We start from the raw sequence: 23,618 nt of genomic DNA, 5'->3' as shown, positions 1-23,618 counted from the left end.
TCCTTGCGACCTTGTGGCTAGCCTTATCGGTTGACTACATCGTAGAACCAGAGGCCGTCCGACTGACCTTGCGCGCCTATCCCGGCTGCTTTCACAGCATCCTTGAACACCCGGTCACAAAAGACGCCGCCGTGAAACGGCAGCCTGAACACGTGCGCCGACCCCAGCACGTCGCGTTTGAAGGCCAGCCGCGAGCCCCCTGCCAGGCTGTAATATTTACCATCTTCGTATTCGTCACTCACCTTGATATCGAGGTGAGAGGCATCTTCATCCAGCGCGTCCAACGTGCGGACCACATCGCACAGGTAGACGTTTGGCCCCTTCGAGCCATCGGCCAACCGATAGTCAGTCTCGGCAAACTCGAACGCCGCAGGATCTACCATCTCCATCACTCGACGCAGGCGCTCTGAAACCAGCCAGTAGCCGCTGAATCCCCCTTCCAGGTCTTCGGGAAGCACGCCTTCACCGGGTTGGTAGACAAGGCGAGGGATCTCGCGCAAAGCGGGAAATCCGCCGTCCTTAGGCTTCAGAATTAGCCTTGGCGGAGTGATGAGAGCATCTCGGTTCTCAAAGACAACCCCATGGCCTTTTCCCCCGCGCCGAACGTCCGGCTGCAGGTGGAAGAACTCCCCTTTCTTGGGCTGATTGTTCGTCGTTGTTTCCATGCGTTCTCCGGCCACCTGGGTACGGCTCTTACCTTAGTCGAGCAAAGTCTACAGTCACGATCGCCAACTTGGGCAGACAAGAAAGGCACACGCCCAACATCCCGCTACTCGTTCTAACGCGGCAAGGTGTCTTAGCGCCCGACCGTTCCAGCATGAGCGCTGCAAGACAACGCTCGCCGCGGCAGGTGACGCCCGTAGCCGCGTCTGCCCGGCATGGAGTAGATCCTCTTGCTTTGGCTACAGATGCTGCCCTCGATGCCGCATTCGCGAACACCGGGGCGTGATCACAACAGGTTGGCGTGCCGTCTGGCCACGCTTGCTACGACAATGATCCATGATCATCTGGAAAGGGTCTTGTCAAGGTTAGCTTGGTGCTGACGCGTGTTGGTTTAAAGCGAAGAACGCGGTTGCGTATAATGATACGCGTCGCCCACCTGGAGTCACGCACAGCGCGGCGACAGACCTTTGGACAAGGGGCCAGGAGGGTTCATCCATAGCGGTGCATTTTTGCGTGCTTTCCGGGAATCTAGGCTCTTCGGGGCAGAGATGTTGCCCGACTACCACCGTATGAGTATCGGTATAATCAAAGCATTCCTATATCACATTAGATCTTCGAAATCTTTATCACTGAGCCCGAGAAAATCGCAAACTTCTCGGCGATTGAGAATTTTCGAAAACGCTCTAACCTGTGATTTGACTAGGTAGCGAGATGGCGCGAATGGACTTGCAAAAATTCCAAAGACCAGACGAGCAATGCTACTCCTAGCCAGCTTCCGCTGAGTGCACCATAGCTCATCTCTCTTATCCCGAGGAAAGCCTACCCCTAAGGTGAAATCAACCGTCAAGTCGAGTTCAGCACGCCTTATTTTTTCGAGATCATCCCGCGAAGGAATCGGCGCCTGACCTTCGTAAAGAGATATCGTTTGCAAATCATATTCTTGGGGACTCAGTCGCCGGCCATATTCACGGCGACCTTCTTCCAGGCCCTCGCGGCCTTGACTCTGGTTCATAAATGCTTTCGACAATAGCGGGGTCAGACAAGACAATGCGTTCATCGCGAGAAATGTCAAGCAGAGCCTTGTAGTCCTCTTCAGGTAAAATCGTGGCTAGACTTTCTTGAAATCTTTGTGTCAGCTCATCAAAATTCCTAACAAAATCTAACCAGCTACTCGTCCCTCCTTCGACGAATTCTTGTTCGATTAATTCTCGCGAGCGCTCGAACTCCTCTCTAATTGTCATCATCTGATGGTATTGCATGAGAGTGACACGTCTACGAGTAACATCAGAACGGTAACGAACAAGCAGTTTAAAGCTCTCGATTTGAAAAATGGCAGCCCTCTTAGCCTCAGACCTGTCCCATGACCGACCAATCTCCTGCTGCTCTCCTCCTGCTGCATCTGAGGCATCTACAAGTTCGGGATAGTAAAGCTTATACAGCCCGAGAGTTGCCGCAATGAATTTTTCCTCCGCGGGCGATGGCGACGGTGGCACCACCACACCTTGATATAGACATACATCGGTAATCCCCCCGCTTTGAGCGTTCGCCAAAAGTGGAGCTAGGCGGCCATCGCCAATTTCATTGCTGGCGTGATACCGCCGAGCGCCATGTTGGGGCGCTCATGGTTGTACGTCCATAGCCAGCGCGTGGCCTTGTCCTGAACCTGCTCGATGGTGTCGAACAACGTTGTGGCCAGCCAGGCGTAGCGGACGGTGCGGTTGTAACGTTCGACATAGGCATTCTGCTGCGGCTTGCCTGGCTGGATGTGCTCGATCCGAATCCCGCGCTGCTGTGCCCAAGCTAGCAGCGCGCCGCTGATGTACTCCGGGCCGTTGTCGCAGCGAATGGCGTTTGGCTTGCCGCGCCAGTCAATGATCTGTTCCAACGAGCGGATCACCCGGGCCGATGGCAGCGATAAGTCGACCTCGATGCCCAGACCCTCACGGTTGAAGTCATCGAGCACATTGAACAACCGGAAGCTGCGGCCGTCGGCCAGCTGGTCGTGCATGAAATCCATCGACCAGACCTGGTTGATCGTCTCCGGCACCGCCAACGGCTCTGGCCGCTCGCGCACCAGCCGCTTCTTCGGCTTGATCCGCAGGTTCAACTCCAGCTCCCGATAGATGCGGTACACCCGCTTGTGATTCCAGCCAAAGCCCTTCACGTTGCGCAGGTGCAGAAAGCACAGGCCGAACCCCCAATCACGATAGGTTGTGGTCAACCGCACCAGCCAATCGGCAATCCGGGCGTTCTCCTCGCTGGCCTTGGCTTGATAGCGAAAGCAGGTCTCGCTCACCGCAAAGGTCCGGCAGGCATGCCGGATGTTCGTGTGGCCACCATCTACGGCCCATCGGGCCATCTCCCGGCGTTGAGATGGCCTCACCATTTTTTTGCCATCGCCTCCTTCAGCAGGTCGGCGCTGAGCTGGGCATCGGCGTACATCTTCTTCAGGCGCCGGTTCTCGTCCTGCAGCTCCCTGAGCTGGGACATCAGCGATGCGTCCATGCCGCCGAACTTGCTGCGCCACTTGTAGAACGTCGCCGAGCTGATGCCGTGTTCCCGGCACAACTCCGGCACGGGCGTGCCGGCCTCGGCCTGCTTGAGGACGGCAATGATCTGGCTGTCGGTGAAGCGGGATGTCTTCATGGAACCTCCTCGGAAAAGGGTACGAGAAAATTCCACTTCTGGCGTCAGCTAACCTGTGGGGGGATTACCGGCAGTGCGGTCGCACCGCTTGAGACGCCGCGGCCAACGCAGGGCAGCTAGCCCCCTTCACGTGCCGAGATGGCGCTGCTCAAGCGCCCCGTAGGGTGAGCGACCATTGGGTCCCACGTCCGGCAAGGTCAGATTGCGCTCTTAGCATTCGTCGCGCCATCGGTGTCGCGCCCTATTGGATGCCAGAAAGTTCCGAGGCACACACATCGCTGCTTTGAATATAAATTTGATTAATTCAACCGCGTCGCGGAGGTTGCACTGCTCTGCGACAACTCAATCCACAGAGCCCGAAATGGAACATGCATTCGCCATTGATGACAGGATTTCACATGCCGGCGACATGTCAGCCTCCTCACCGTTACCATTCAAGTGCAACTCCTACAGACACTTCGACGACACATACTCACATGCCAATCAGTCAAACGAACTTTCCAGGAATCTATATTTCCACTCAGACAAGCGCTCGAGAAGAGCCATACAAGAACCAAGTTGAATCAGCGCTTGAGAAGATTGCGGCCGGCAGCTCAGGCAGCGCTCTTCTTCAAGGCTTGAGCGCTATCAGCGCTCGCAAGAATCGAAAAGTGACCATAGCGGAGATCGGCGCTGAAGCGCAGCCCAATACCAGAGCCGTACTTAGCGCGAGCGAAGTTGAAAAATATGATCCAGAGACTTTCGCCGATAACCTAGAGCTCGCCAAGGAACGAGCAAGAAAAGGAAAGGGATGCAATGCCATTATAGAATGGAGCCCGCAGAGTCATATCGAACTGAATTCAAACGGCTCCCCTCTTCGTCTTGGATCGGATCCCGAGGAGTCGTTTGTAGTTCTTGCACACGAGCTTATCCATGCTCAGCATCTATTGGCGGGCACATCGAGAGCCTACAAGGGTGGAGATCGCTACGACGAAACATCCGAAGCCGGAAAGGAGGAACTCAGGGCCGTCGGCGTCGGAAAATACGAATATCGAAAGACCAGGCAACCGAGCGAAAACTCCATCAGGCAGGAACATGGGCTACCTGTCCGCAAAAAATATAAGCCTCACGGCATGTGAGGCCGCATATCGGTTAAGCACTTGATTAGATCGTCACACCATCTCAGAGCCACACATCCTGCCGCTTCACAAGTGCCCGGCATGCCCCGGCTGCTCAGTTGGGGATACTGCCTGGAACATTTTTATCAGGCGGCATTACTCGTCAACGCTACTCCAGTCCCAGCGCCGTCTTCCCGAGCGAAGCGCTGCGCGTGGCTAAGCTAAGCATTGGATGACCATGTGCTACGACTAGAGCACAAGCTCGCTAAGCGCGGCCTAACCGCAACTTGGCATCAACCCTTGTCGTCCGCGTCCGTTAGCCCGTGCCACGACAGGATTTCCTCTGCTCGACGGCCGTCAGGCCCAGCCTCAGACCAGATTTTTGTGGGCGTTGGCCGTCAAGTGTGACCGAGCTCTACATTCCAAAATTACGACTGAATTTAGGTTTGACGATAGGAGGTGGCGGGGGTGAACCTGCCATGGCAGGGGATTAAAAAGGGGTTCTTGACGATTAAGACGATTGTGATGGCTGGCAGCCTAGTGCTCGCAGGATATGTCGGACAAGCCACTGCGAATGACATCCACTTCTGTGATGCCTGCACACAGGCGCAACGAGGAGCGCTTGCAAATCAGCTGACTTCGGGTCTCGGTCAAGCCTACATCGGTGATCGTTCGACCGGCATTCCATACCTCTACACGGTCAATACTGTAAACGGTCCCGTCTCTGTGGCGCCGCCGGGGATTCAAGAGCGACCTGTGGCACAAGCAGATATCGACCAGTTCGCCGTTTATTCGTCTGTATATCGGAGTTACGGAAATATCGGCACTCTCAACGTGAAGATTGACTTAGCTAATGGAACTGTCACACCCAGCTCAGTCAGGAAGATGGCCACGCCTGCAGCAGACCAGTCAGCAGCATTTGCTAGTGCATTTGATGTGCGTCGGGAAGGCGCAACGCGTCAGCAGGTCATACAGTGGCTTGAAGCAAACGACTGGCAAGTGCCCAACACCGGCGAAAATTTCATCTTCTTCATTCAACAGGTTCTGTCCAACGCTTACAAATGGAGGAGCTCGGAGGATTACAGCATCCGCATTGACACAACGTTCAATGATAAAAGCAGGGCGATTTTCGCTTACGACTCTGCTAAGCGAGCCATTGTTTACGTTGAAGCCTACGATTCAGCAGGCAACCTCATTGGGACATCTAGCAGCGAGCCTATCAACGTCGATTACAGTTCTTACGAAAGCCCGGACGCGGCGTCTCGACCTGATTACCAGCGTGGGATAGACTGGCTCACGTCAAGTGGCGCAGCGACCATTTCTGGAGGCACAGTGACTGTAGGCAGCGGAACCGTCCTTGTCGGCGATGTAGTGCAAGTTAAGTAATGAGCACAGTCCATTTCAGGGAGCGCAGGCTTAGCCTGCGCTCCCGCGAAGTAACTCTTCTCCTTGGGACAGTGGCTTGCTCGGCCCTTTTTCTGGTGACTCAAAACCAATTTGGGCTACTTGGCTACGCAGTAGCGCCACTTTTGCTGTTAGCATTCTTCGTGTTGCAAGCAGATTTGGTGTGGCGTGGACACAAAACACCAGGGGCAGCCTTCGCTATCTCCGGCGCGGCTTGGCTGGCGTTCTCAGTCCTAGCCACCTACGTCTTCACTGGTCCCGGACGAACACAGGTTTTCTTGGAAACTTGGCTAAAGGCGCTTGCGGGTGCAGGATTCTTTGCCGCCCTTTTCTTTTTGTCGGTGCTGACCGCTAGAAAGCGATCAGTGAACCTGTATTGGTGTCTGGCCGGAAGCTTAGCGGTAGCAACTGCAGCCGCAGCAGTTCATCTTGATAAATCTGGAAAAATAGAAATCCAATGCGAGCGAGGCACCTGTGCTGCGGGTGCTATTGCCTTTTGGCCTGGCGCATTTCAGGCCTCAAATGGCAAAAGATCGATTTCCGTTGTCCTTCCTCAATCCAATGGCAAGGCACAGTAAGCACTTGTCAGGTCGGCCACCGTCTTCCACTGTTTAAGACACATCGTCACAAGTCAACACTACCAGCCCCCTAGCAGATGCCAGCACGACGCTGCTCAAGCGCCTGCAGGGGAAGCGGTCATTGGGGTCCACGCCCGGCAAGGTCAGATTGCGCTCCTGCCATTCGTCGGACCATCGGTGTCGCGCCCCATCGGATGTCAGAAAGTTCTGAACCAAGCAGATCGCTGCTTTTAATATAAATCAGACTAACAATAACAGGCTAACATTTAACTTAAATTCATTTTCAAAATCGAGAAATAAGGTCATTTAGTTAGCTTATTTACTGCAAACAGTACGCAATTGACTGCGATAAATCGACACAAATTCTCTTGAAACCCTTGGTTTACAAGGCTTCTCGCCGGATAACGAATTGGCGGACCCGGGAAGCACTTCATTGGGAATATCCCAACACCTAAGGACTGCGCCGCCGCCGCAAATTTTTGTATCGACCCCGTTGACGAATTTTCCTCCTGTCATATCCCTACTTCCATCTCCGATGGAAGTGACCCATGACCGCTCTACCCTCCGCTGCACTCAACGATTACATCGCTTCGCCCTTCGGCCTCCTGCACTTGGAAGGCATCCACATCGGACGGTTCCGTATCGACCGCGCCATCATCCGAGGCCGGGAAGCCGCCATCAATCTCCAAGAATACATCCTCGCCGCGCTCGACGAAACCGGACGGAAGAGCGGCACGAAGAACAGCACGCGCTACCCAGCGCAACTGCCCATGGGCAGGTAATCCCCCCGCTTTGAGCGTTCGCCAAAAGTGGAGCTAGGCGGCCATCGCCAATTTCATTGCTGGCGTGATACCGCCGAGCGCCATGTTGGGGCGCTCATGGTTGTACGTCCATAGCCAGCGCGTGGCCTTGTCCTGAACCTGCTCGATGGTGTCGAACAACGTTGTGGCCAGCCAGGCGTAGCGGACGGTGCGGTTGTAACGTTCGACATAGGCATTCTGCTGCGGCTTGCCTGGCTGGATGTGCTCGATCCGAATCCCGCGCTGCTGTGCCCAAGCTAGCAGCGCGCCGCTGATGTACTCCGGGCCGTTGTCGCAGCGAATGGCGTTTGGCTTGCCGCGCCAGTCAATGATCTGTTCCAACGAGCGGATCACCCGGGCCGATGGCAGCGATAAGTCGACCTCGATGCCCAGACCCTCACGGTTGAAGTCATCGAGCACATTGAACAACCGGAAGCTGCGGCCGTCGGCCAGCTGGTCGTGCATGAAATCCATCGACCAGACCTGGTTGATCGTCTCCGGCACCGCCAACGGCTCTGGCCGCTCGCGCACCAGCCGCTTCTTCGGCTTGATCCGCAGGTTCAACTCCAGCTCCCGATAGATGCGGTACACCCGCTTGTGATTCCAGCCAAAGCCCTTCACGTTGCGCAGGTGCAGAAAGCACAGGCCGAACCCCCAATCACGATAGGTTGTGGTCAACCGCACCAGCCAATCGGCAATCCGGGCGTTCTCCTCGCTGGCCTTGGCTTGATAGCGAAAGCAGGTCTCGCTCACCGCAAAGGTCCGGCAGGCATGCCGGATGTTCGTGTGGCCACCATCTACGGCCCATCGGGCCATCTCCCGGCGTTGAGATGGCCTCACCATTTTTTTGCCATCGCCTCCTTCAGCAGGTCGGCGCTGAGCTGGGCATCGGCGTACATCTTCTTCAGGCGCCGGTTCTCGTCCTGCAGCTCCCTGAGCTGGGACATCAGCGATGCGTCCATGCCGCCGAACTTGCTGCGCCACTTGTAGAACGTCGCCGAGCTGATGCCGTGTTCCCGGCACAACTCCGGCACGGGCGTGCCGGCCTCGGCCTGCTTGAGGACGGCAATGATCTGGCTGTCGGTGAAGCGGGATGTCTTCATGGAACCTCCTCGGAAAAGGGTACGAGAAAATTCCACTTCTGGCGTCAGCTAACCTGTGGGGGGATTACCGGCACGCCTTCGCGCCCCTTGGTCAAGGAGATCGAAGATCATCTGGAGGACATGCGTCGCCGCCAGCTCGACCCGAAGACCGTGCAGTCCACCGAGCGCACGTTGAAGCTGCTGCTTCTTACCTGCGGCAACATCTCCGCGTCCCGTGTCGACTACCACCACATCCAAGCGCTCTGGAAGCTCCTACGCTGGGCCCCCAGGAACTTGACGTCGGACCCGCTGTTGAAGGATCTCACCTTCGACGAAGCCATCGCCATGGGGAAAGAGCAGGACGTGCCGCCGCTGGCCCCGGCCACCGAGGAGCGTCATCGCCGGTTCCTCGTCGCTTTCTTCAACCACTTGGTCAACGGACAGGCCATCGTTTCTTCGCCCATGAAAGCCTCCCGGAAGATCAAGCAGGACGACACCATCGATCCAGAGAAGGCCATCCGGCTGTTCGAGGACGAAGACCTGCAGGCCATTTTCGACCCCGAGACATTCATCCCCTGGGCCAAGAAACCCCAGTATTGGTGGGCGCCGATGATCGGCTTGTATACCGGCGCCAGGGTCAACGAGGTCTGCCAGCTGAAGCTGACCGACATCATCGAGGAACGCGGGGTGTGGTGCATCTCTTTCCAGAAGACGTTGGACCAAGACTTGGCCGCGGACCCGAAACGCCGTCGGCGCAGCCGGCAAAGCATGAAGGGCGCGGGGTGCATGCGCATCATCCCTATCGCCAAGCCGCTCTTGGAGGCCGGATTCCTGGAGTTCGTGGAAGACATGAAAGCGATCGGCCACCCTCGGCTGTTCCCCCTGCTCTCCGCCGGCGTGAACCGCACGACAGGGGAAACGAATGCGCGTTACAGCCAGCAGTTCGTGGTGGACTTTGGGCGCTACCTAAAGAGCCTGGGCTTCCCCAAGGGCGTCGGGTTCCATGCTTTCCGCCATACGCTGGCCACTGAGCTCGACGTCAACGACGTGCCGGAGAAGGAGATTGCCTTGGTCACCGGCCACAGCACCGATCCCCGCGACCGGGTCCAGGTCTTGCGCCAGCACTACCTGCACAAGAAACCGCAGGTGACACGAAGCAAGCAAATCAGCGCCTTGGAGCTCTATCAGCCAAACATGGAACTGCCGCGCTACCACCGGGGGCAGTTTGCCAAGTGCTTGGCAGCTTCGAGCAAGTTCTACCCTTGACCTCCAACCAACCCCAAACCAATACATTGCTGCGCAGCTTTCAAGGCTGCGCTATGCGAAGCGGCCTCAGGACCTCATCGACTCTGCTGCGGAGCACTACCCGCCACCACAGCCAAGTCGATTTCAAAGCGCTCATCGAACTGGTCCCATAGTTCGTCGTGGACCGTGTTTCCGGGCCCCCTGATGTGGGGGCCGTGCCACAGCACAGTAAGCACCCCATGGCGCTTCACTGCCTCAATAGCCGGAACAAAGTCACTATCCCCGGCAATTAGAATTGCCTTCTGGATCTGGCGAGTCGCTGCGAGCTCAACCATGTCCACTCCGAGGAGAATATCTACCCGCTTCTGCTGAAACACAAAGTTTGGTGCAGTCCCGCGACGCTCCAACTTACCCTGCCTGACTTGGAAGCGAGGAAGGCGAGACAGCGCGTTGAAGAACTTTTCCTTCCCTGCAAATCGCTGGGCTTCTTCTTCTGTCGGGTGGGATGATTGATACGGCGGGCAGTCGTAGTAATAAGTGCGCAACACGTCAGATCCCTGCAGGACGTGCTGCACAAATTTACTGTAGTCAATCCTTGCCCCATCAAAGTTGTTGCTGAGCAGCTTGGCTACATAGCCACCATCAATGAAAACCGCACAAACGATCCATGTCCACCCCTGAATTGGATACAAAAATGGACGCCGAAGCGCCCATTTTTGCCTTTTTTTTTTACATTAAATCCGGACAGCGTTACCACCGCCGGCGAAGATTAATACCCGCTCATCCACCAGGAACGACGGGGTGCATTACAAGCCTGGAACTATACCAGCAAAAAAAAGGTTTGCAACCGCTTCATCACCATTTTCTGCTCCACTCGGCAAATCTAATGCCGCCTCCCTGCCAAGTCAATCCTTCTCAACATGTGCTTGCGGCTGGGTCAGGTAGCCCTTGATGACACCTAGAAGCCTTTCCTGACGGTCTACAGGCAATCTGGCGACAAGCAGGATGATCTCTGCCAGCACGTCCGAACTTGCATGGAAGTAGGCCGGAGGCACGTCCAGCACCTTGCTTAAAGCCGCCAGCGTCTCGTGGTCGGGCTCCCTCTCCCCCCGCTCGTAGCGGGAGAGTCGTGACGAGGCAGATTTCTCATTCATCCCCAGCAGCGCTCCCAGTTCGACTTGCGACAGGCCTGCCACGCGCCTGGCCGCACGTAGGCGACGACCGAAGACGGAACTTGTGGGCAGAGATGCGGGCATGGAGATCTAACTGATGGCTGACCTCCAAGTCTGCACCGAGTAGCATCCTAGCGCACTTATCTTCCAATATGGCAGATAGAACCACATCTATCTGAGGCCACATGGAACTTTCAGGACAAGGAGTGTTCGCAGCGCTCCTGGCATTGACACTCATCAGGCCTTTCACCACCCACGCCCAGGACGTGCCGGAACAAAAACCCGGCTTCTTCCGTCAGCTCCGAAAGAGCCTGGCCGACTCTGGGAGGCAGCTGGTCGGCATCCAGCCGAACTCGGGCAGCAAAACCAGCGCGCAAGGCACTGGCGCCATCTACGCGCCCCTCAGCGGTGCAGGAAAGCTGCCCGGGCTCTTCAAAGGCGACAACCACCAGCAGGCCCAGCACGGGAAGCTGGAGTGGCCCCGAGTCACGTTGACCTTCACCGAATGGGGCGCCTCGCTGCCCTGCTGGACGGTCGAAGCTCGCATCTGGACCAGTCCGACCGCCTCAAGCGTCGAAACCTTCCGCACCTGCTTCGATGCCGCGGTGACGGAAACGGACGACCTGGGCGAAACCGCTGAGCTCAATACCTCCGCTCTGTGGAAAGGCAGGGATACCCTCAACGGCGTCCGCGTGCCTTCCAGCAAGCCCAACACGGGCGTCCAGCGCTCCAGCGGCCCCAACCCGCCAGCGCAGCCTTTTGTCGTCAACGTGAGCCGGCCCGGCGTGGCTGACCGTGCCGTCGATGTCGCCCTGCGCGTCGCCTGGGTCTCGGGATTCCTCCAGACCTCTGACCTGCACCCGGGACCGTCAGGAATGCTGACGCCTTTCAAAGACACCAGGCTCTGGATCGCGGGCTTTAAGCCCGACGGCAACCGCGACAAGTAAGAGCCCGCTCGCCCTCACTTCCTCCCTTTTTACCCAGCAAAGGAACGACATGAAAAACGCATGGATTGGCTTGGTCGCGTTGACCATGGCCCTGGGCCTGAGTGCCTGCAGCGGCAAGCCGTCGAGCGACAGCGCCAAGCAGGCGCTGGTCGCGCTGCTTCAGCAGAGCGGCGCCGGCCAGGTCACGGACATTCAAAACTTCGAGCTCTCCGGCTGTGTGGAAGCCGAGGGCGCCGACGGCTACCGCTGCGACACGCGCGGCCAAGTGGTCCTGGTGATTGCCGGTCGGCAGGTCCCCGTGCCGGTCAACAAGAACTTGCGCTATGCCAAAGCCGACGGCACTTGGAGGGCCTACGCCAAATGAGCATGAAGACTGATTCGATGGCAGGAACGTCCGTCGACGCCGTGGGGGCTGGCGGGGACGCCGCGCTCCGCGCTGCTCCCAGGAAGGTCATGACTCCGCACAACCGCTTCTTCTGGTGGTTCTCGCTGAGCCTGCTCTTCCTGGGCCCGTTTGGTTTCATCGTCGGACCGCTAATGGCTCGACGGGGTCTGCGGAAAGCGGAGCGGCTCTATCCGCAGCAGGCTGACGCGGCTCGGCGGCGCGACCAAGGGTTCACCGCTGCACAGTGGTGGGTCATGACCCCGCTGACCGTCATGGGGGCTTTTTGGGTCACCTCGATGCTTAGCGGGCTGCCCATGGTACTGCTCGTGGCATGGATGCAGCTGACGGAATGATCGCCATCTCAAGAACGAACACTTGGCTCCCATATGGCTTCAACAAAAAAGCTCCCTTTCGGGAGCTTTTTTTTTCAATCCATCCCAAGTGGGACATTCGCGTAAACGCGACTTCTCTTCATTTCTTCGGAATTCGTTATCTGCCTAGCACCCTTCTCTCTGTGCACGCTGTAGACAGGCAAACTGGCACCAGCCTTTATTTTTTTGGTCGACTGAAAGCGCCCTAGCACACGTGCTATCAAACCCTGTTTGACCTTCATATCTTTCTCCAGTCCTGAAGGAACTTGCCTAGCGTTTCGCGTGATTTCGAATTCTTCGCCAAGTCAAAGTTCATATAGGAACCTTCACCAGCAATTTTCCAAAAATCCCTTCCGCCAACTAACGATAACACATCAGAAACCTTCAGGCAAGAGGCGAGTCCAGCCGGATAGTAGGGGAAGTGTGCGAACAGCGCTCTTGTGGGGCTCGGGACAATGCAATCGAAGCCGTATTTTGGCCATGCGAAATATCCGCCCCACCTCACGCCAGGGCTCATATCGTCCCATAAAAGGCCGCCCGCAGCCCAGAGCTTCAGCCTAGAGGTGCCGGGAATCTTCAACGCGGCCCCTGCCATGACATGAATCATGTGCCCAGCAAGCCCTTTCAGCGCAGGGTCATCTTTGAAGACAATTAGCTTCAGATAAACACCAATCTTGTCTCTTAGACCATCCAAAAATACGACCACTTCGGCGGGCTCATCGAAATATTTATCGTTTTCCACAAGAAACAAAATACCCGGGGGCACGTCCTCCCCATCAGGAATTTCTTCCTCAGACCACTCCCATTTCACCACGACCCTGATTTTCGATTTTGTCGGCGCTCCGATTAGCCCAATCAACAAATCAGTTTCGATCCCGCAACCGAGCGCATCCACCACTTCTTGGCCCAGTCCTTCAATAACACAAGTGCTGCAATCGAAATGTTCGCTCTGATATTCGACCACGCGATCATTGCTCAACTCTATCCCCTTCCTTTATTTGAAACTGCTGCGCTGCCCTGCGCTACTTGAAGTAGGTGCATAAACCGACTACAGACTACGGACAGCGCGGCCCCTTAGGCAACAGGTTCGATGTCTTGCAGCTGGACTAGCGCCCAAGACACTGCACCCGCTACAATGGCGGACCACAAAGCAGGACACCCTCCTGGTTTGCGTGGCTGTAGGAGAGTCAGGACGTTCGAGTGGGATCAGTACCTCCCCCTCTCTCTCCGCCAGTTTTATGACTCTGCAAGCTGATTGCACGGGTCCAGGGCCACGGCATCGTGGCCCACGTCTTATGGTGGCCCCGTCGGTCCCTCGCGACGCTAGATCGAAAATCCCGCCAGGGCCGGAAGGCAGCAACGGTATCGATTGATGCGGGCGCCGAGGTCAACCGGCGGGGACACCACCCTAACGTTCGACAGACGCCAAGCGAACCAGCTGGAACCTCTGGCTTGCGCACGATTGATCGAGCAGCAAATAGCGATCACCTCGTACAGCGCTGTGCGCCCATACGCAAAGCCGATGCGAAAAGCCGACCCATCATTCGTGCCCGCCGTGGCGACGGCGCATGCATCCCGCAGCGTTAGCGTCTCCCACGGCGCGATGCGGGCGCCGAGGTCAACCGGCGGGGACACCACCCCCAACTTCGAAAGACTCCAGGCGAACTAGCCGGAGCCCTGGCTTTCTCACGATTCATGAGCAACAAGCAGCGGGGATCTTTTGCAGCGCTGCATGCCCATGCATAAGGCCGATCCGTCATTCGTGCCCGCCGTGGCGACGGCGCATGCATCCCGCAGCGTTAGCGTCTCCCACGGCGCGATGCGGGCGCCGAGGTCAACCGGCGGGGACACCACCCCCAACTTCGAAAGACTGCAGGCGAGCTGGCTGGAACCCCTGGCTTGCGCGCGATTGATCCAGCCACAAGCAGCAGGCAGCTCGTGCTGCGCTGCGCCCTATGCAACGCCGGTCGCCTACTCACGCGCGGACGCGCGCCGCATCTGCATCGCTAAGGTTGCGATTCGGGATGCAACCAACCCGCGTCGCCTTCCAGGTAATGCTCGTGCTTCCAGATCGGCACCCGCGCCTTGACCTCATCGATGATGTAGCGACATGCGTCGAATGCGGCGCCACGATGCGCCGCACTGACGCCGACCCACACCGCCATCTCGCCGATACGCAACTCACCCACGCGGTGCACGCAATGCGCGTGCACGATGGCGAATCGCTGCATTGCTTCGTCGACAACACGCTGCCCCTCGGCCTGCGCGAGCGCGGCATAGGCTTCGTAACGCAAGCCGGCCACGCCGCGGCCTTCGTTGTGATTGCGCACCCAGCCTTCGAAACTGGCAAACGCGCCGGCTTGCGGGTGTTCCACCCCGGCACGCAGCTGATCGATCGGCAACGGCACCTCGGAAAGCGCAAAGATCGCGGCGACCTGCTCGTTCACAGTCAACCTCCCGACACCGGCGGAATGAACACCACTTCGCTGCCGTCGCGCAGCGCATCCTCCCAGCGCGCGAATGCGCCATCGACAGCCACACGCAGCTGCGCAGGCGTCCAGCGCAGGCCATGCCGTGCATCGAGTTCTGCATACAGGCCGCGCAGATCCTGCGCGCCGGTGTGCACACGCTCGTCGGCAATGCCTGCAGCCTCGCGCAGGCTGGCGAAGTACAGCACCGTCACCATGACCGTCATTGTTCCGCTCCGATGTCGCGCTTGCCGCCGCGCTTGGACACCAATTTGGTCGGGCCGATGCTCATGCTGTGCGACAACGCCTTGCACATGTCATACACCGTCAACGCCGCCACGCTGGCACCGGTCAGCGCTTCCATCTCCACACCGGTGCGATGCACGCAGCGCACCGTGCAACGGATGTCCAGCAGCTGCTCGCCTGCCCAGTCGATCTCGAAACGACACGCATCGATCGGCAATGGATGGCAGAACGGAATCAATTCGTGCGTGCGCTTGACCGCCATGGTGCCGGCAATCACCGCCGTCTCTACGATGCCGCCCTTGGCACTACGCAAGCCGTTGGCGCGCAATTGTGCGGCCACGGCAGCCGGAAAGCGCACGCGGCTTTCCGCGGTGGCGCTACGGGCGGTAACCGCCTTGTCCGAGACATCCACCATGGTGGGGAGCCCGGCATCGTCCAGATGGGTGAGGCGTGCGGAACGGGATTTTGCAGGCATGGGAAACGACGCGAACGACAGGCCATCAGGATGCGGCATTCTCGGTGAACAAGGTACCTTGATGGAACAGCAGCTGCCATCCAGCAGCATTCCTGCGCCACAACGAGCTGCGCAAGGCCTGCCGCTCAACACCCTGCCGGCGATCCATCGACCGATAGCGCACCTGCGCCAGATCCGGTGCCAACCGCGCGCATTCGAAGTCGTCTGCGCAGTACTCGGCAGCGACACCGGGGACGCGCAAGGCCGCGATTACCTCGCTCCGCGTGTACCGATGGCCCGACGTACCGAACTCGACAAATGCCGGATCGAGCAGCGCTTCCAACACCTGGACATCGGCACGCTGCTGCGGATCGAGCAGACGCAGCTCCAGCGTGCGCAGCAGCACCAGCAGCGCGTCCTCGCTCATCCGCCGATCAAGAACATCTCGACCGGCTTGCCGCGCCGTGGCACCGAGGCGCGCACTTCGCTGTAGCGGTCGCCACGCACGCTCCAGCGCTGGCGCAGATGCGTCGCCAGCGCAGGCGCGCCATTGGCCAGGGCCGGCTTGAGGTCGTGGCCCTGGCTGGCGAACAGGCAGGTATACAGATGCCCGTCGGCCGAGACGCGCGCCCGCTGGCAATCGCCGCAGAACGGCACGCTGACCGAACTGACGAAGCCCACTTCGCCGGCGCCATCCGCGAACGCGTGGCGCTGGGCCACTTCCCCGGTGTAATTGGCGTCCAGCGCCACCAGCGGCCAGCGCGCGTGGATGCGTTCGTGCAATTGCGCTGAGGTCACCACCGCATCCGGGGTCCAGCCATTGCAGCTGCCTACGTCCATGAATTCGATGAAGCGCAGCACGTGCCCGGTGCCGCGGAAGTGCTCCACCAGCGGCAGCACCTGAGCTTCGTTGACGCCACGCTGCACCACGCAATTGATCTTCAGCCGCTGAAAACCGGCGTGCTCGGCGGCGGCGATGCCGGCCAGCACCTGCGCAATCTCGCCGCGATCGCCGCTCATGCGCCTGAACAACGCCGGTTCCAGCGCATCCATGCTGACGGTGATGCGGCGCAACCCGGCCTGCCGCAGCGCGACGGCCTGGCGGGCGAGCAAGGTGCCGTTGGTGGTCAGGGCCAGATCTTCGATGCCCTCGATCGCGGTCAGCCGTGCGATCAGGCTCGGCAGGTCGCGGCGCAGCAGCGGCTCTCCGCCAGTCAGGCGTACCTTGGTCACACCGACCGAGACGAAGGCACGCACCAGGGTTTCCAGCTGATCGAAACTCAACCGCTGCTGTGAATCGAAGCCGTAATCGTCCGGCACGCGATCGGCCGGCATGCAGTACCCGCAGCGGAAATTGCAGGCTTCGATCACCGACAGGCGCAGATCGCGCAACGGGCGGCCGTAGCGGTCCTGCATCGGCGCCATCACGAGATCCGGCTGCAGCAAGGCGCCCATCAGGGCACCGTCGCGGCGGTCGGGTTCGCCAACGCGAGGTATTGACCGGGCACGGCAACGCGGTGGCCACGTGCACGCAGCACATCGCCTTCGGCGTCGCTGGCGTAGTGGTACAGCAGCATGCGGCTCAACAGGTCCTGCGGGTATTCCCGCTCCAAATCGTCCACGCCAGTATGCGACGGGTTGCCGTGAACGCCGCAGTCATGTGCGATGAGCTCGCTGTCGTCCGCATAACGCTTCAGCATTTCCGGAATCGGCCGGGTATCGCCGGTCCAGACCAGCGCGCCTTGCAAACGCAATCCGTAAGCCGTCTCGGGCCAGTGGTGGCGTACCGGGAACACTTCCAGCCGCACGCCGTCGTGCCAGAACGCATCGCCGACCGGCACCAGCTGGAACGCATCCCAGAAGTTCGCCCCGCCCTCGGCCAGCACGTTGGGGTAATCGGCGATGCGCCGCTGCAGCAGCGGCACGACCGGCGCCGGTACGTACAGGCGCGTGCGTCCGCGGCGCTCGGAGAAATAACTGTCGACGAACACCCGTTCCAGGCCGCCGACATGGTCCAGATGCACGTGGGTGATGAAGATTGCCTGTGGCAGCTGGCCATAGTGGGCCTGATAGGCGGTCAGGCCCTCGCTGCCGCAATCGATGGTCAGCCAGGGCGCACCGGCGCGCTCGAGCGTGGCCATCGGCGAGCCAAGCGCCACCGCCGACGCATTGCCGACGCCCTGCACGCGCAAGCCCCAGTCCATCAGTAGCCCCGGCCCCAGGCCAGTTCGTAGGCGCGATGCAGGCGCGCATAGTCCTTGTCGACGTCTTCGCGGCTGCGGTTGCCGCGCAGCTTCAACAGCGAGCGATGCAGCCGCTTGAGGTTGCGCTCGCGCCAGCGCGTGGCCGGAATGCGCAGCACGCCGCGGTCGAAATCGATCAACCAGCCATGCCCGCCGGCGTCGAACAGGATGTTGTGCGCGTTGAGATCGGCGTGATCCAGGCCAGCGCGATGGAAGCGTGCAATCAGCTGGCCGGTCGCCTCCCACGGCGCACCGCGGCCGGCGACCTGGGCGTGGTCGGCCAATGAGCGCACGTTTTCCAGCCGCTCCATCAACAGCGCAGCGCGATAGCCCACGCCTTCGCGCAGATAACAGGCGGCCAACGGACGCGGCACTGGCAACTTGCGTTTGAGCAGTTCGCGCATCAGCCGGAACTCGGCAAAACTGCGCGTACGCCCTGCCCCTTTCCACAGGTAGCGATCGCGGCTCACGCGTGCGGCCATGCCGCCACGCAGGTACTGCCGCAACACGCTATGGCCGAATGGCGCATCCACGAACCACGCGCCGCCACGCCCGCCTGCGTCCACCGGGCGCGCCCTGTCGCCCCACGATTGCGGCGAAAACAGGCTGGCATCGGCTTGCCGCAGCCGTTCGCGGTCGAACAGAATGGCGCCATAACCGCGACCTTCGCGGTACGGCGCCAGCGCTTCGGTGGCATCGAAAGAAACCATCTATCGAGTCTAACAACACCATGGCTGTAACGCCCGCATCGCTGTGTTTGCTGCGCTTGTCCGCCCTGGGCGATGTCACCCATGTGGTGCCACTGGTACGCACGTTGCAGGCGGGGTTTCCTGGAACCCAACTGCATTGGATCATCGACAAGGCCGGGCTGAAATTGCTCGATGGCCTGCCCGGCGTGCAATTTCACGCCTACGACAAACGCAGCGGGGTGGCCGGCATGCGCGCGCTACGCCGGTCGCTGGCGCCGCTGGGCCGCTTCGATGCCTTGCTGCAGATGCAGGTGGCCTTTCGCGCCAATGTGCTGTCGGCCTTCGTGCCGGCGCGGCGACGCATCGGCTACGACCGCAGCCGCTCCAAGGACCTGCACGGCCTGTTCGTCAACGAGCGCATCGCAGATCGACCCGGCATCCATGTGCTCGACGCCATCGGCAGCTTTGCCGAGCCGCTGGGCCTGCGCCAAAACCACGTGCGCTGGGATCTGCCGGTGCCCGAGGACGCACACGCCTGGGCGCAGGCTCAGTGGCAGGACGATGGTCGCCCGGTGCTGATGATCTCACCCTGCTCCAGCCACGCGCGTCGCAACTGGTATCCCGATCGCCATGCCGCGCTGGCCGACCATGCCGCCGCGCAGGGCTGGCGGATCGTGCTGTGCGGCGGCCGCAGCGATCTGGAACGCAGCACCGCCGACGCCATCATCGCCAACGCGCATGCGCCGGTGCTGGACCTGGTTGGCAAGGACACGCTCAAGCAGCTGCCCGCCCTGCTCGCCCGCGCGGATCTGGTGGTCACGCCGGATTCGGGGCCGATGCACATCGCCAATGCGATGGGCACGAAGGTGCTCGGCCTGCATGCCGCCAGCAACCCGCGACGGAGCGGCCCGTATTCGGACGTGCGCTATTGCGTGGACCGCTACGACGACGCCGCGCGCAAATTCCTGCAAAAACCGGCCGACCAGCTGAGCTGGGGAACCAAGATCGAATTCGACGAGGTGATGTCGCTGATCACCGTGGATGACGCGATTGCCGCCTTTGAGCGCTATCGCGCCGACCATCGGCGTTGAAGATCGGCGATCAATCGCCGCCGGACCGCCACACAGTTGGCGCAAAGGCGACGCAGCCAGCCCTTCATCACTGGCCCTGAATCTGCTCGGCGATCAGGCGCCGGGCAAATGGCAGAGGCGCCCGCACCAATGGGCGTGAGATCGAGCGGATACGCTTGCTGCAACAACTCGCACTGTCAGACCACCCCCGCGATCAAACCGTCAACATGCTCAGACGCCGGTAGCGCGATAGTCCTGATAGGACTTTTCTTCCACATACGCAGAACCCAGCGCCAGGTTGATTTCCTTTTTGATGCGCGCGCGCTCGTCGTTTTCGATATACACGCTGCGCGCCAGCTGCACGAAGGCATCGTCGAAGCTCTGCGCTTGCTCCTTGAGGCGGATGTCGTCCTCGATCACCCACAGCCGCTCGTTGACGGCCTTGAGCTCGGCGCGCAGGCGCACGATGTCGTGCCCGGCGGCCGGATGCGCCATCCAGCTGGTTTCCAGCGCAGACAGCTCGTTGCGCACATTGGCCAACTTGGCCGCATCGCGCATGCGCTCGGACTTGATCTGCAGGATCGCGATCTTGTCGAGCAGCTCACCAAAGGACACGGGCACCAGGATCTCGGACATGACAGGCCTCCAACGGGGGATCGGGCGGATTGTAGTCATCGCCGCGGCCGGCGACTGCCATACATAAACAAAAGCCCCCTTGCGGGGCTGATGCGAATCTGGCGACAGAGGGGAGGATTCACTCAGCACTAAGTGCCTTCGCCCTGCGGGCGGCTTCGCCGTGCAGGCAGCTACGCTGCCTGTCGAACCCGGGGCTTCTATCCCCCCCCAATGCCGCCGGCGAAACTCACGCGGCACTGGCACAACTGCTTCACCTCAATCTGGCGGAGAGGGGGATTCACTCGGCACTACGTGCCTTCGCCCTGCGGGCGGCTTCGCCGTGCAGGCAGCTGCGCTGCCTGTCGAACCCGGGGCTTCTCATCCCCCCCAATGCCGCCGGCGAAACTCACGCGGCACTGGCACAACTGCTCGCCTCAATCTGGCGGAGAGGGGGGGATTCGAACCCCCGAGGCGCTATAAACGCCTGCCTGATTTCGAGTCAGGTACATTCAACCGCTCTGCCACCTCTCCAGATGGTCCCCAGTGTCCTGGGGCCGTGCATCATACGGGCACATGGCCCCAGCCACAAGCGGCCCGGGCCGGCGCAGACGGTGCCTGCCCGCATCCAGGCGTGAACCGGTGCTGCGGCGCCCGCGCGTGGCGTGTTGCCGCTAACCGGCCGGCCCGCGATGATGGTGGCGCATCTTCTCCTTGGCGACCCGGCCCCATGCTCGAATTCGGACACCTCACCCATGTCGGCCTGCGCCGTGACCTCAACGAGGACACCTATTACGGCGACAGCGAGCTGGGATTGTGGCTGGTCGCCGACGGCATGGGGGGGCATGCCTGCGGGGAAGTGGCCAGCGCACTGGCGCGCGAAACCATCGTGCGAGAAGTCCGCGCCGGTACCCCGCTGGCCCAGGCGGTACGCATCGCCGACGAAGAGATCATCAAGACTTCGCGCCGCTGCAACGATACCTTGCCGATGGGCACCACCGTGGTCGCCGCGCGCGTGCTGGGCCAGCGTTTCGAAGTGGCCTGGGTCGGCGACAGCCGCGCCTACCTGTGGCGCGATGGCCGGCTGGCGCAGCTGAGCCAGGACCACAGCTACGTCCAGGAGCTCATCGCCCAGGGCACGCTGACCAGCGAGCAGGCACGCGCGCACCCGCATCGCAACGTGGTGACCCAGGCACTCGGCGTAACCGACCCGGCGCATCTGAATGTCGCCATCATGCAAGGCGAACTCAAATCCGGCATGCAGCTGTTGCTGTGCAGCGACGGCCTGACCGAAGAGGTGGACGATGCCGCCATCGCTGCCACGTTGTCGCAGGCCGACTGCAGCGCGCAGGAGTGCGTGGAATGCCTGGTCGCCGCCGCACTGGATGGCGGCGGTTCGGACAACATCACCGCGATCCTGGTGCGCAGTTACTGAGGCACACCTCGCGCTGCTGGAGCATTTCAACAGCCGCTTTGCATCTTGATCCGCGCAGTGCGCGTCGCGAGCGGCTGGGCGAGCTACGCCTGAGAACGTCGCCTGCCACTCGCCTATTGCTTATCGTCGCCTAGCCGGCGACCGCAATCTCCTCGACCGGCGGATCCCACAACGCACGCCCTGCCTTCTTGCGCAGCTGCGCCAGGCGTGCCTCGTGCGCCTGCGATTCGGAAGCGGTCACCGCAACGCGCGGACGCGGCAACAGCAGCGCCGGGTCGAACGCGATCATGCCGCTCGCACTTTCGCTCTGCTGGCCAGCGTCGGCACTGGCAAACCCGATCTCCTCCTGGCCCGAGGTCAGCGCGATATACACATCGGCCAGGATCTGGGCATCGAGCAAGGCGCCGTGCAGCTGGCGATGCGAGTTGTCCACGCCCAGACGCTTGCACAAGGCATCCAGGGAATTGCGCTGCCCCGGATAGCGCTCGCGCGCCATCATCAAGGTATCCACCACCGTGGCGCGCTCGACGATGCGCCCGTAGTGATCGCCCAGCAGTGACAGCTCGTTGTCCAGAAACCCCAGGTCGAACGCGGCGTTGTGGATGATCAGTTCCGCGCCGTCGATATAGGCAAGAAACTCGTCCACCACCTCGCCGAACAGCGGTTTATCGGCCAGAAATTCCAGGGTCAGCCCGGTCACCTCTTGTGCGCCCGGTTCGAAATCGCAGTCGGGCTTCAGGTAACGATGGAAATTGTTGCCGCTCGGACGCCGCTCCAGCAGCTCCACCGCGCCGATTTCGACGACGCGGTTGCCCTTGCGCCACTCCAGGCCGGTGGTTTCGGTATCGAGAATGATCTGACGCATGTGTCCTCTTACGATGTCGCAAGACCATCGCGCTGGGCGATGGCCTGATTGCGGGCGAGCACGTCGACGCGCTCGTTGTCCGGGTCGCCATTGTGGCCTTTCACCCAACGCCAATCGATGCGATGGCGCTGCGTGGCCGCGTGCAGCCGCTCCCACAACTCGCGATTTTTGACCGGATCGCCACCGGCGGTTTTCCAGTTGCGCCGCACCCATCCCGACATCCATTCGGTGATGCCTTGGCGCACGTACTGCGAATCGGTATGCAACACGATCTGGCACGGCTCGGTCAGCGTTTCCAGCGCCATGATCGCCGCCATCAATTCCATGCGGTTGTTCGTCGACACCGCCTCACCGCCGGCCAGCTCCTTCTCGCGGCCGTTGTAACGCAACAAGGCCGCCCAGCCGCCCGGGCCGGGATTGCCGAGGCAGGAGCCATCGGTATGCACTTCAATGGATTTCATCAGGTTCCAGAGTTGAACGTAAACAGGTCAGATCGTGGCCACCGGTTGTGGCCAGCGGGCAGGCAGGGCAATCGGTGTCGGCCCGATCGCTGCGGCAGCGCGCTTTTCAACCTCCAGCAGGTACACCGCGCGCCAGGGTGCCCGACCGGGGTCGGTGGACTCGCCGCTGGGGCGCCAGATCGGCCCCAGGTAGCGCTCCGCCTGCACGCTGTGCAGACCGGCACGCTGCGCCAACAGGCGCCAGCGATCCGGACGCAACGCGACCGGCCCGCGCCGCGCCCAGCGGAAGCGGTAGGGGCTCATCGGATTGAGCGTGAACAGCCATAGACGGCCGCCGGGCATCAGCAAACGCTCGCATTCGGCCAGAAAATCCGCTGCCCCACCAACTACCGCATGCTGCGCCACGATCGCCTGCAGGCTCTCGGTGGGCAGCGGAAATGGCAGCGCGCAGCGTGCGTCGCCAGCAAAGCGGCCGGCACTGCGATGCAGCCGCAAACCGCGCCCTTGCAGCAGCTCGCGCGCCGGCATGTCGGCGGTCGGCGTCAGCCACAACCACGGCTGCGACGGCCGTGTCTGGAGCGCTTCCAACGCCAGACGACGCTCCAGCTGAAGCAGGCCGCGCCCGGCGCCGGTTTCAAACCAGGATGAGACGCCAGCTTGACGGGAGAATGGCGGGGCAGGCATG

At 60.6% G+C, this 23,618-nt stretch carries 26 protein-coding genes, 1 tRNA gene, 1 other RNA gene and 2 pseudogenes; 11 read left to right on the top strand and 19 right to left on the bottom strand.

All coding sequences use genetic code 11. The features are described 5' to 3' along the window. Positions 1–23: 23 nt before the first annotated feature. The 3 genes from FLG15_RS05140 to FLG15_RS05130 all read right to left on the bottom strand — a co-directional run bounded on the left by FLG15_RS05140 (position 24) and on the right by FLG15_RS05130 (position 3,309). Entirely contained in the window at positions 24–665 is a 642-nt protein-coding gene (locus FLG15_RS05140; protein WP_150145616.1) for a DUF1629 domain-containing protein, read from the bottom strand. Positions 666–1,264: 599 nt separating this feature from the next. Next, complete coding sequence (locus tag FLG15_RS23335; RefSeq protein WP_158011227.1) at positions 1,265–1,675, bottom strand: hypothetical protein; 411 nt, start codon at positions 1,673–1,675, stop codon at positions 1,265–1,267. Between the two features lie 546 nt (positions 1,676–2,221). Beyond that, positions 2,222–3,309 (bottom strand): IS3-like element ISXcd1 family transposase gene (locus tag FLG15_RS05130; protein ID WP_223842567.1). Its coding sequence is split into 2 segments (ribosomal slippage): positions 2,222–3,057 and positions 3,057–3,309, totalling 1,089 coding nucleotides; the frame shifts between segments, so codons are not numbered across the junction. 476 nt (positions 3,310–3,785) lie between these two features. Here FLG15_RS05130 and xopG point away from each other — a divergent pair. The 4 genes and pseudogenes from xopG to FLG15_RS05110 all read left to right on the top strand — a co-directional run. Beyond that, positions 3,786–4,427, top strand: a complete 642-nt coding sequence (xopG, locus tag FLG15_RS05125) for a XopG/HopH/AvrPtoH family type III secretion system effector (RefSeq protein WP_005997167.1) — start codon at positions 3,786–3,788, stop codon at positions 4,425–4,427. 735 nt (positions 4,428–5,162) lie between these two features. Further along, on the top strand, positions 5,163–5,792 hold the full coding sequence (locus tag FLG15_RS05120) for a hypothetical protein (protein ID WP_029217237.1): 630 nt from the start codon (positions 5,163–5,165) through the stop codon (positions 5,790–5,792). Further along, entirely contained in the window at positions 5,792–6,388 is a 597-nt protein-coding gene (locus FLG15_RS05115; protein WP_005997165.1) for a hypothetical protein, read from the top strand. The genes FLG15_RS05120 and FLG15_RS05115 overlap by 1 nt, the downstream gene beginning before the upstream one ends. A gap of 548 nt (positions 6,389–6,936) precedes the next feature. Continuing rightward, a pseudogene (locus FLG15_RS05110) lies at positions 6,937–7,164 on the top strand (integrase); the annotation flags it as partial. A 39-nt stretch (positions 7,165–7,203) separates the two neighbouring features. Here the strand turns inward: FLG15_RS05110 and FLG15_RS05105 are convergent. Beyond that, positions 7,204–8,291 (bottom strand): IS3-like element ISXcd1 family transposase gene (locus tag FLG15_RS05105; protein WP_223842567.1). Its coding sequence is split into 2 segments (ribosomal slippage): positions 7,204–8,039 and positions 8,039–8,291, totalling 1,089 coding nucleotides; the frame shifts between segments, so codons are not numbered across the junction. A gap of 69 nt (positions 8,292–8,360) precedes the next feature. Here FLG15_RS05105 and FLG15_RS05100 point away from each other — a divergent pair. Beyond that, positions 8,361–9,536 (top strand): annotated as a pseudogene (locus FLG15_RS05100) (site-specific integrase); the annotation flags it as partial. 74 nt (positions 9,537–9,610) lie between these two features. Here FLG15_RS05100 and FLG15_RS05095 read toward each other — a convergent pair. Continuing rightward, entirely contained in the window at positions 9,611–10,207 is a 597-nt protein-coding gene (locus tag FLG15_RS05095; RefSeq protein WP_150145612.1) for an NYN domain-containing protein, read from the bottom strand. Positions 10,208–10,420: 213 nt separating this feature from the next. Next, positions 10,421–10,771: a helix-turn-helix domain-containing protein gene (locus FLG15_RS05090; protein ID WP_081022919.1), complete on the bottom strand. Its 351-nt coding sequence runs from the start codon at positions 10,769–10,771 to the stop codon at positions 10,421–10,423. A gap of 101 nt (positions 10,772–10,872) precedes the next feature. Between FLG15_RS05090 and FLG15_RS05085 the strand changes: the two genes are divergently transcribed. From FLG15_RS05085 to FLG15_RS05075, 3 genes are read left to right on the top strand one after another with little or no spacing between them, the layout of a single operon-like run. Further along, on the top strand, positions 10,873–11,634 hold the full coding sequence (locus tag FLG15_RS05085) for a hypothetical protein (protein WP_057679997.1): 762 nt from the start codon (positions 10,873–10,875) through the stop codon (positions 11,632–11,634). A 49-nt stretch (positions 11,635–11,683) separates the two neighbouring features. Then, on the top strand, positions 11,684–11,998 hold the full coding sequence (locus FLG15_RS05080; RefSeq protein ID WP_150145610.1) for a hypothetical protein: 315 nt from the start codon (positions 11,684–11,686) through the stop codon (positions 11,996–11,998). Then, the gene (locus FLG15_RS05075; RefSeq protein ID WP_170922390.1) at positions 11,995–12,372 is read left to right on the top strand and encodes a hypothetical protein; all 378 of its coding nucleotides are present in this window, start codon (positions 11,995–11,997) and stop codon (positions 12,370–12,372) included. The genes FLG15_RS05080 and FLG15_RS05075 overlap by 4 nt, the downstream gene beginning before the upstream one ends. A 256-nt stretch (positions 12,373–12,628) precedes the next feature. Here FLG15_RS05075 and FLG15_RS05070 read toward each other — a convergent pair whose 3' ends face one another. Then, on the bottom strand, positions 12,629–13,369 hold the full coding sequence (locus FLG15_RS05070) for a hypothetical protein (RefSeq protein ID WP_150145608.1): 741 nt from the start codon (positions 13,367–13,369) through the stop codon (positions 12,629–12,631). Positions 13,370–13,694: 325 nt separating this feature from the next. On the opposite strand from FLG15_RS05070, the gene ffs reads away from it, so the two are divergent. Beyond that, positions 13,695–13,791, top strand: an RNA gene (ffs, locus tag FLG15_RS05065) — signal recognition particle sRNA small type. 605 nt (positions 13,792–14,396) lie between these two features. On the opposite strand, the gene FLG15_RS05060 is transcribed toward ffs, so the two are convergent. From FLG15_RS05060 to FLG15_RS05030, 7 genes are read right to left on the bottom strand one after another with little or no spacing between them, the layout of a single operon-like run. Continuing rightward, positions 14,397–14,843 (bottom strand): molybdenum cofactor biosynthesis protein MoaE, encoded by a 447-nt coding sequence (locus FLG15_RS05060; RefSeq protein ID WP_042676280.1) that lies wholly within the window; start codon positions 14,841–14,843, stop codon positions 14,397–14,399. Then, positions 14,840–15,085, bottom strand: a complete 246-nt coding sequence (locus FLG15_RS05055) for a MoaD/ThiS family protein (RefSeq protein WP_042676279.1) — start codon at positions 15,083–15,085, stop codon at positions 14,840–14,842. The genes FLG15_RS05060 and FLG15_RS05055 overlap by 4 nt, the downstream gene beginning before the upstream one ends. Continuing rightward, positions 15,082–15,579: a cyclic pyranopterin monophosphate synthase MoaC gene (gene moaC, locus FLG15_RS05050; RefSeq protein ID WP_057678965.1), complete on the bottom strand. Its 498-nt coding sequence runs from the start codon at positions 15,577–15,579 to the stop codon at positions 15,082–15,084. The genes FLG15_RS05055 and moaC overlap by 4 nt, the downstream gene beginning before the upstream one ends. A gap of 25 nt (positions 15,580–15,604) precedes the next feature. Next, complete coding sequence (locus FLG15_RS05045; RefSeq protein WP_081022918.1) at positions 15,605–15,985, bottom strand: nuclear transport factor 2 family protein; 381 nt, start codon at positions 15,983–15,985, stop codon at positions 15,605–15,607. Beyond that, entirely contained in the window at positions 15,982–17,013 is a 1,032-nt protein-coding gene (moaA, locus tag FLG15_RS05040; protein WP_057678961.1) for a GTP 3',8-cyclase MoaA, read from the bottom strand. Before moaA ends, FLG15_RS05045 begins: the two co-directional genes overlap by 4 nt. Then, the gene (locus FLG15_RS05035) at positions 17,013–17,762 is read right to left on the bottom strand and encodes an MBL fold metallo-hydrolase (protein ID WP_057678962.1); all 750 of its coding nucleotides are present in this window, start codon (positions 17,760–17,762) and stop codon (positions 17,013–17,015) included. Before FLG15_RS05035 ends, moaA begins: the two co-directional genes overlap by 1 nt. Continuing rightward, entirely contained in the window at positions 17,762–18,511 is a 750-nt protein-coding gene (locus FLG15_RS05030) for a 3-deoxy-D-manno-octulosonic acid kinase (protein ID WP_057678963.1), read from the bottom strand. The genes FLG15_RS05035 and FLG15_RS05030 overlap by 1 nt, the downstream gene beginning before the upstream one ends. Before the next feature lie 20 nt (positions 18,512–18,531). On the opposite strand from FLG15_RS05030, the gene FLG15_RS05025 reads away from it, so the two are divergent. Further along, a complete protein-coding gene (locus tag FLG15_RS05025) occupies positions 18,532–19,581 on the top strand; it encodes a glycosyltransferase family 9 protein (RefSeq protein WP_057678964.1) in 1,050 nt (349 codons plus the stop codon). Positions 19,582–19,791: 210 nt separating this feature from the next. Here FLG15_RS05025 and FLG15_RS05020 read toward each other — a convergent pair whose 3' ends face one another. Continuing rightward, the gene (locus FLG15_RS05020; RefSeq protein ID WP_017158129.1) at positions 19,792–20,196 is read right to left on the bottom strand and encodes a DUF6165 family protein; all 405 of its coding nucleotides are present in this window, start codon (positions 20,194–20,196) and stop codon (positions 19,792–19,794) included. A gap of 419 nt (positions 20,197–20,615) precedes the next feature. Next, a tRNA-Ser gene (locus FLG15_RS05015) sits at positions 20,616–20,706 on the bottom strand. 196 nt (positions 20,707–20,902) lie between these two features. On the opposite strand from FLG15_RS05015, the gene FLG15_RS05010 reads away from it, so the two are divergent. Further along, entirely contained in the window at positions 20,903–21,607 is a 705-nt protein-coding gene (locus tag FLG15_RS05010; RefSeq protein ID WP_003483822.1) for a PP2C family protein-serine/threonine phosphatase, read from the top strand. Between the two features lie 130 nt (positions 21,608–21,737). Here the strand turns inward: FLG15_RS05010 and dnaQ are convergent, their stop codons facing one another. The 3 genes from dnaQ to FLG15_RS04995 are packed head-to-tail and all read right to left on the bottom strand — an operon-like array spanning position 21,738 to position 23,617. After that, positions 21,738–22,472 carry a DNA polymerase III subunit epsilon gene (gene dnaQ / locus FLG15_RS05005; RefSeq protein WP_039574183.1) on the bottom strand — a complete coding sequence of 245 codons (735 nt, stop codon included), beginning with the start codon at positions 22,470–22,472 and terminating at the stop codon, positions 21,738–21,740. An 8-nt stretch (positions 22,473–22,480) separates the two neighbouring features. Then, positions 22,481–22,933 (bottom strand): ribonuclease HI, encoded by a 453-nt coding sequence (gene rnhA / locus FLG15_RS05000; protein WP_017158126.1) that lies wholly within the window; start codon positions 22,931–22,933, stop codon positions 22,481–22,483. 27 nt (positions 22,934–22,960) lie between these two features. After that, complete coding sequence (locus FLG15_RS04995; protein WP_003483816.1) at positions 22,961–23,617, bottom strand: class I SAM-dependent methyltransferase; 657 nt, start codon at positions 23,615–23,617, stop codon at positions 22,961–22,963. Position 23,618 lies beyond the last annotated feature (1 nt).

The sequence above is a fragment of the Xanthomonas phaseoli pv. dieffenbachiae genome (assembly GCF_008639345.1).
In the GTDB taxonomy this organism is placed as follows: Bacteria; Pseudomonadota; Gammaproteobacteria; order Xanthomonadales; family Xanthomonadaceae; genus Xanthomonas; species Xanthomonas phaseoli.
The sequence above is the reverse complement of the archived record's forward strand: the minus strand, read 5'-3'. Positions and strand labels throughout refer to the sequence as shown.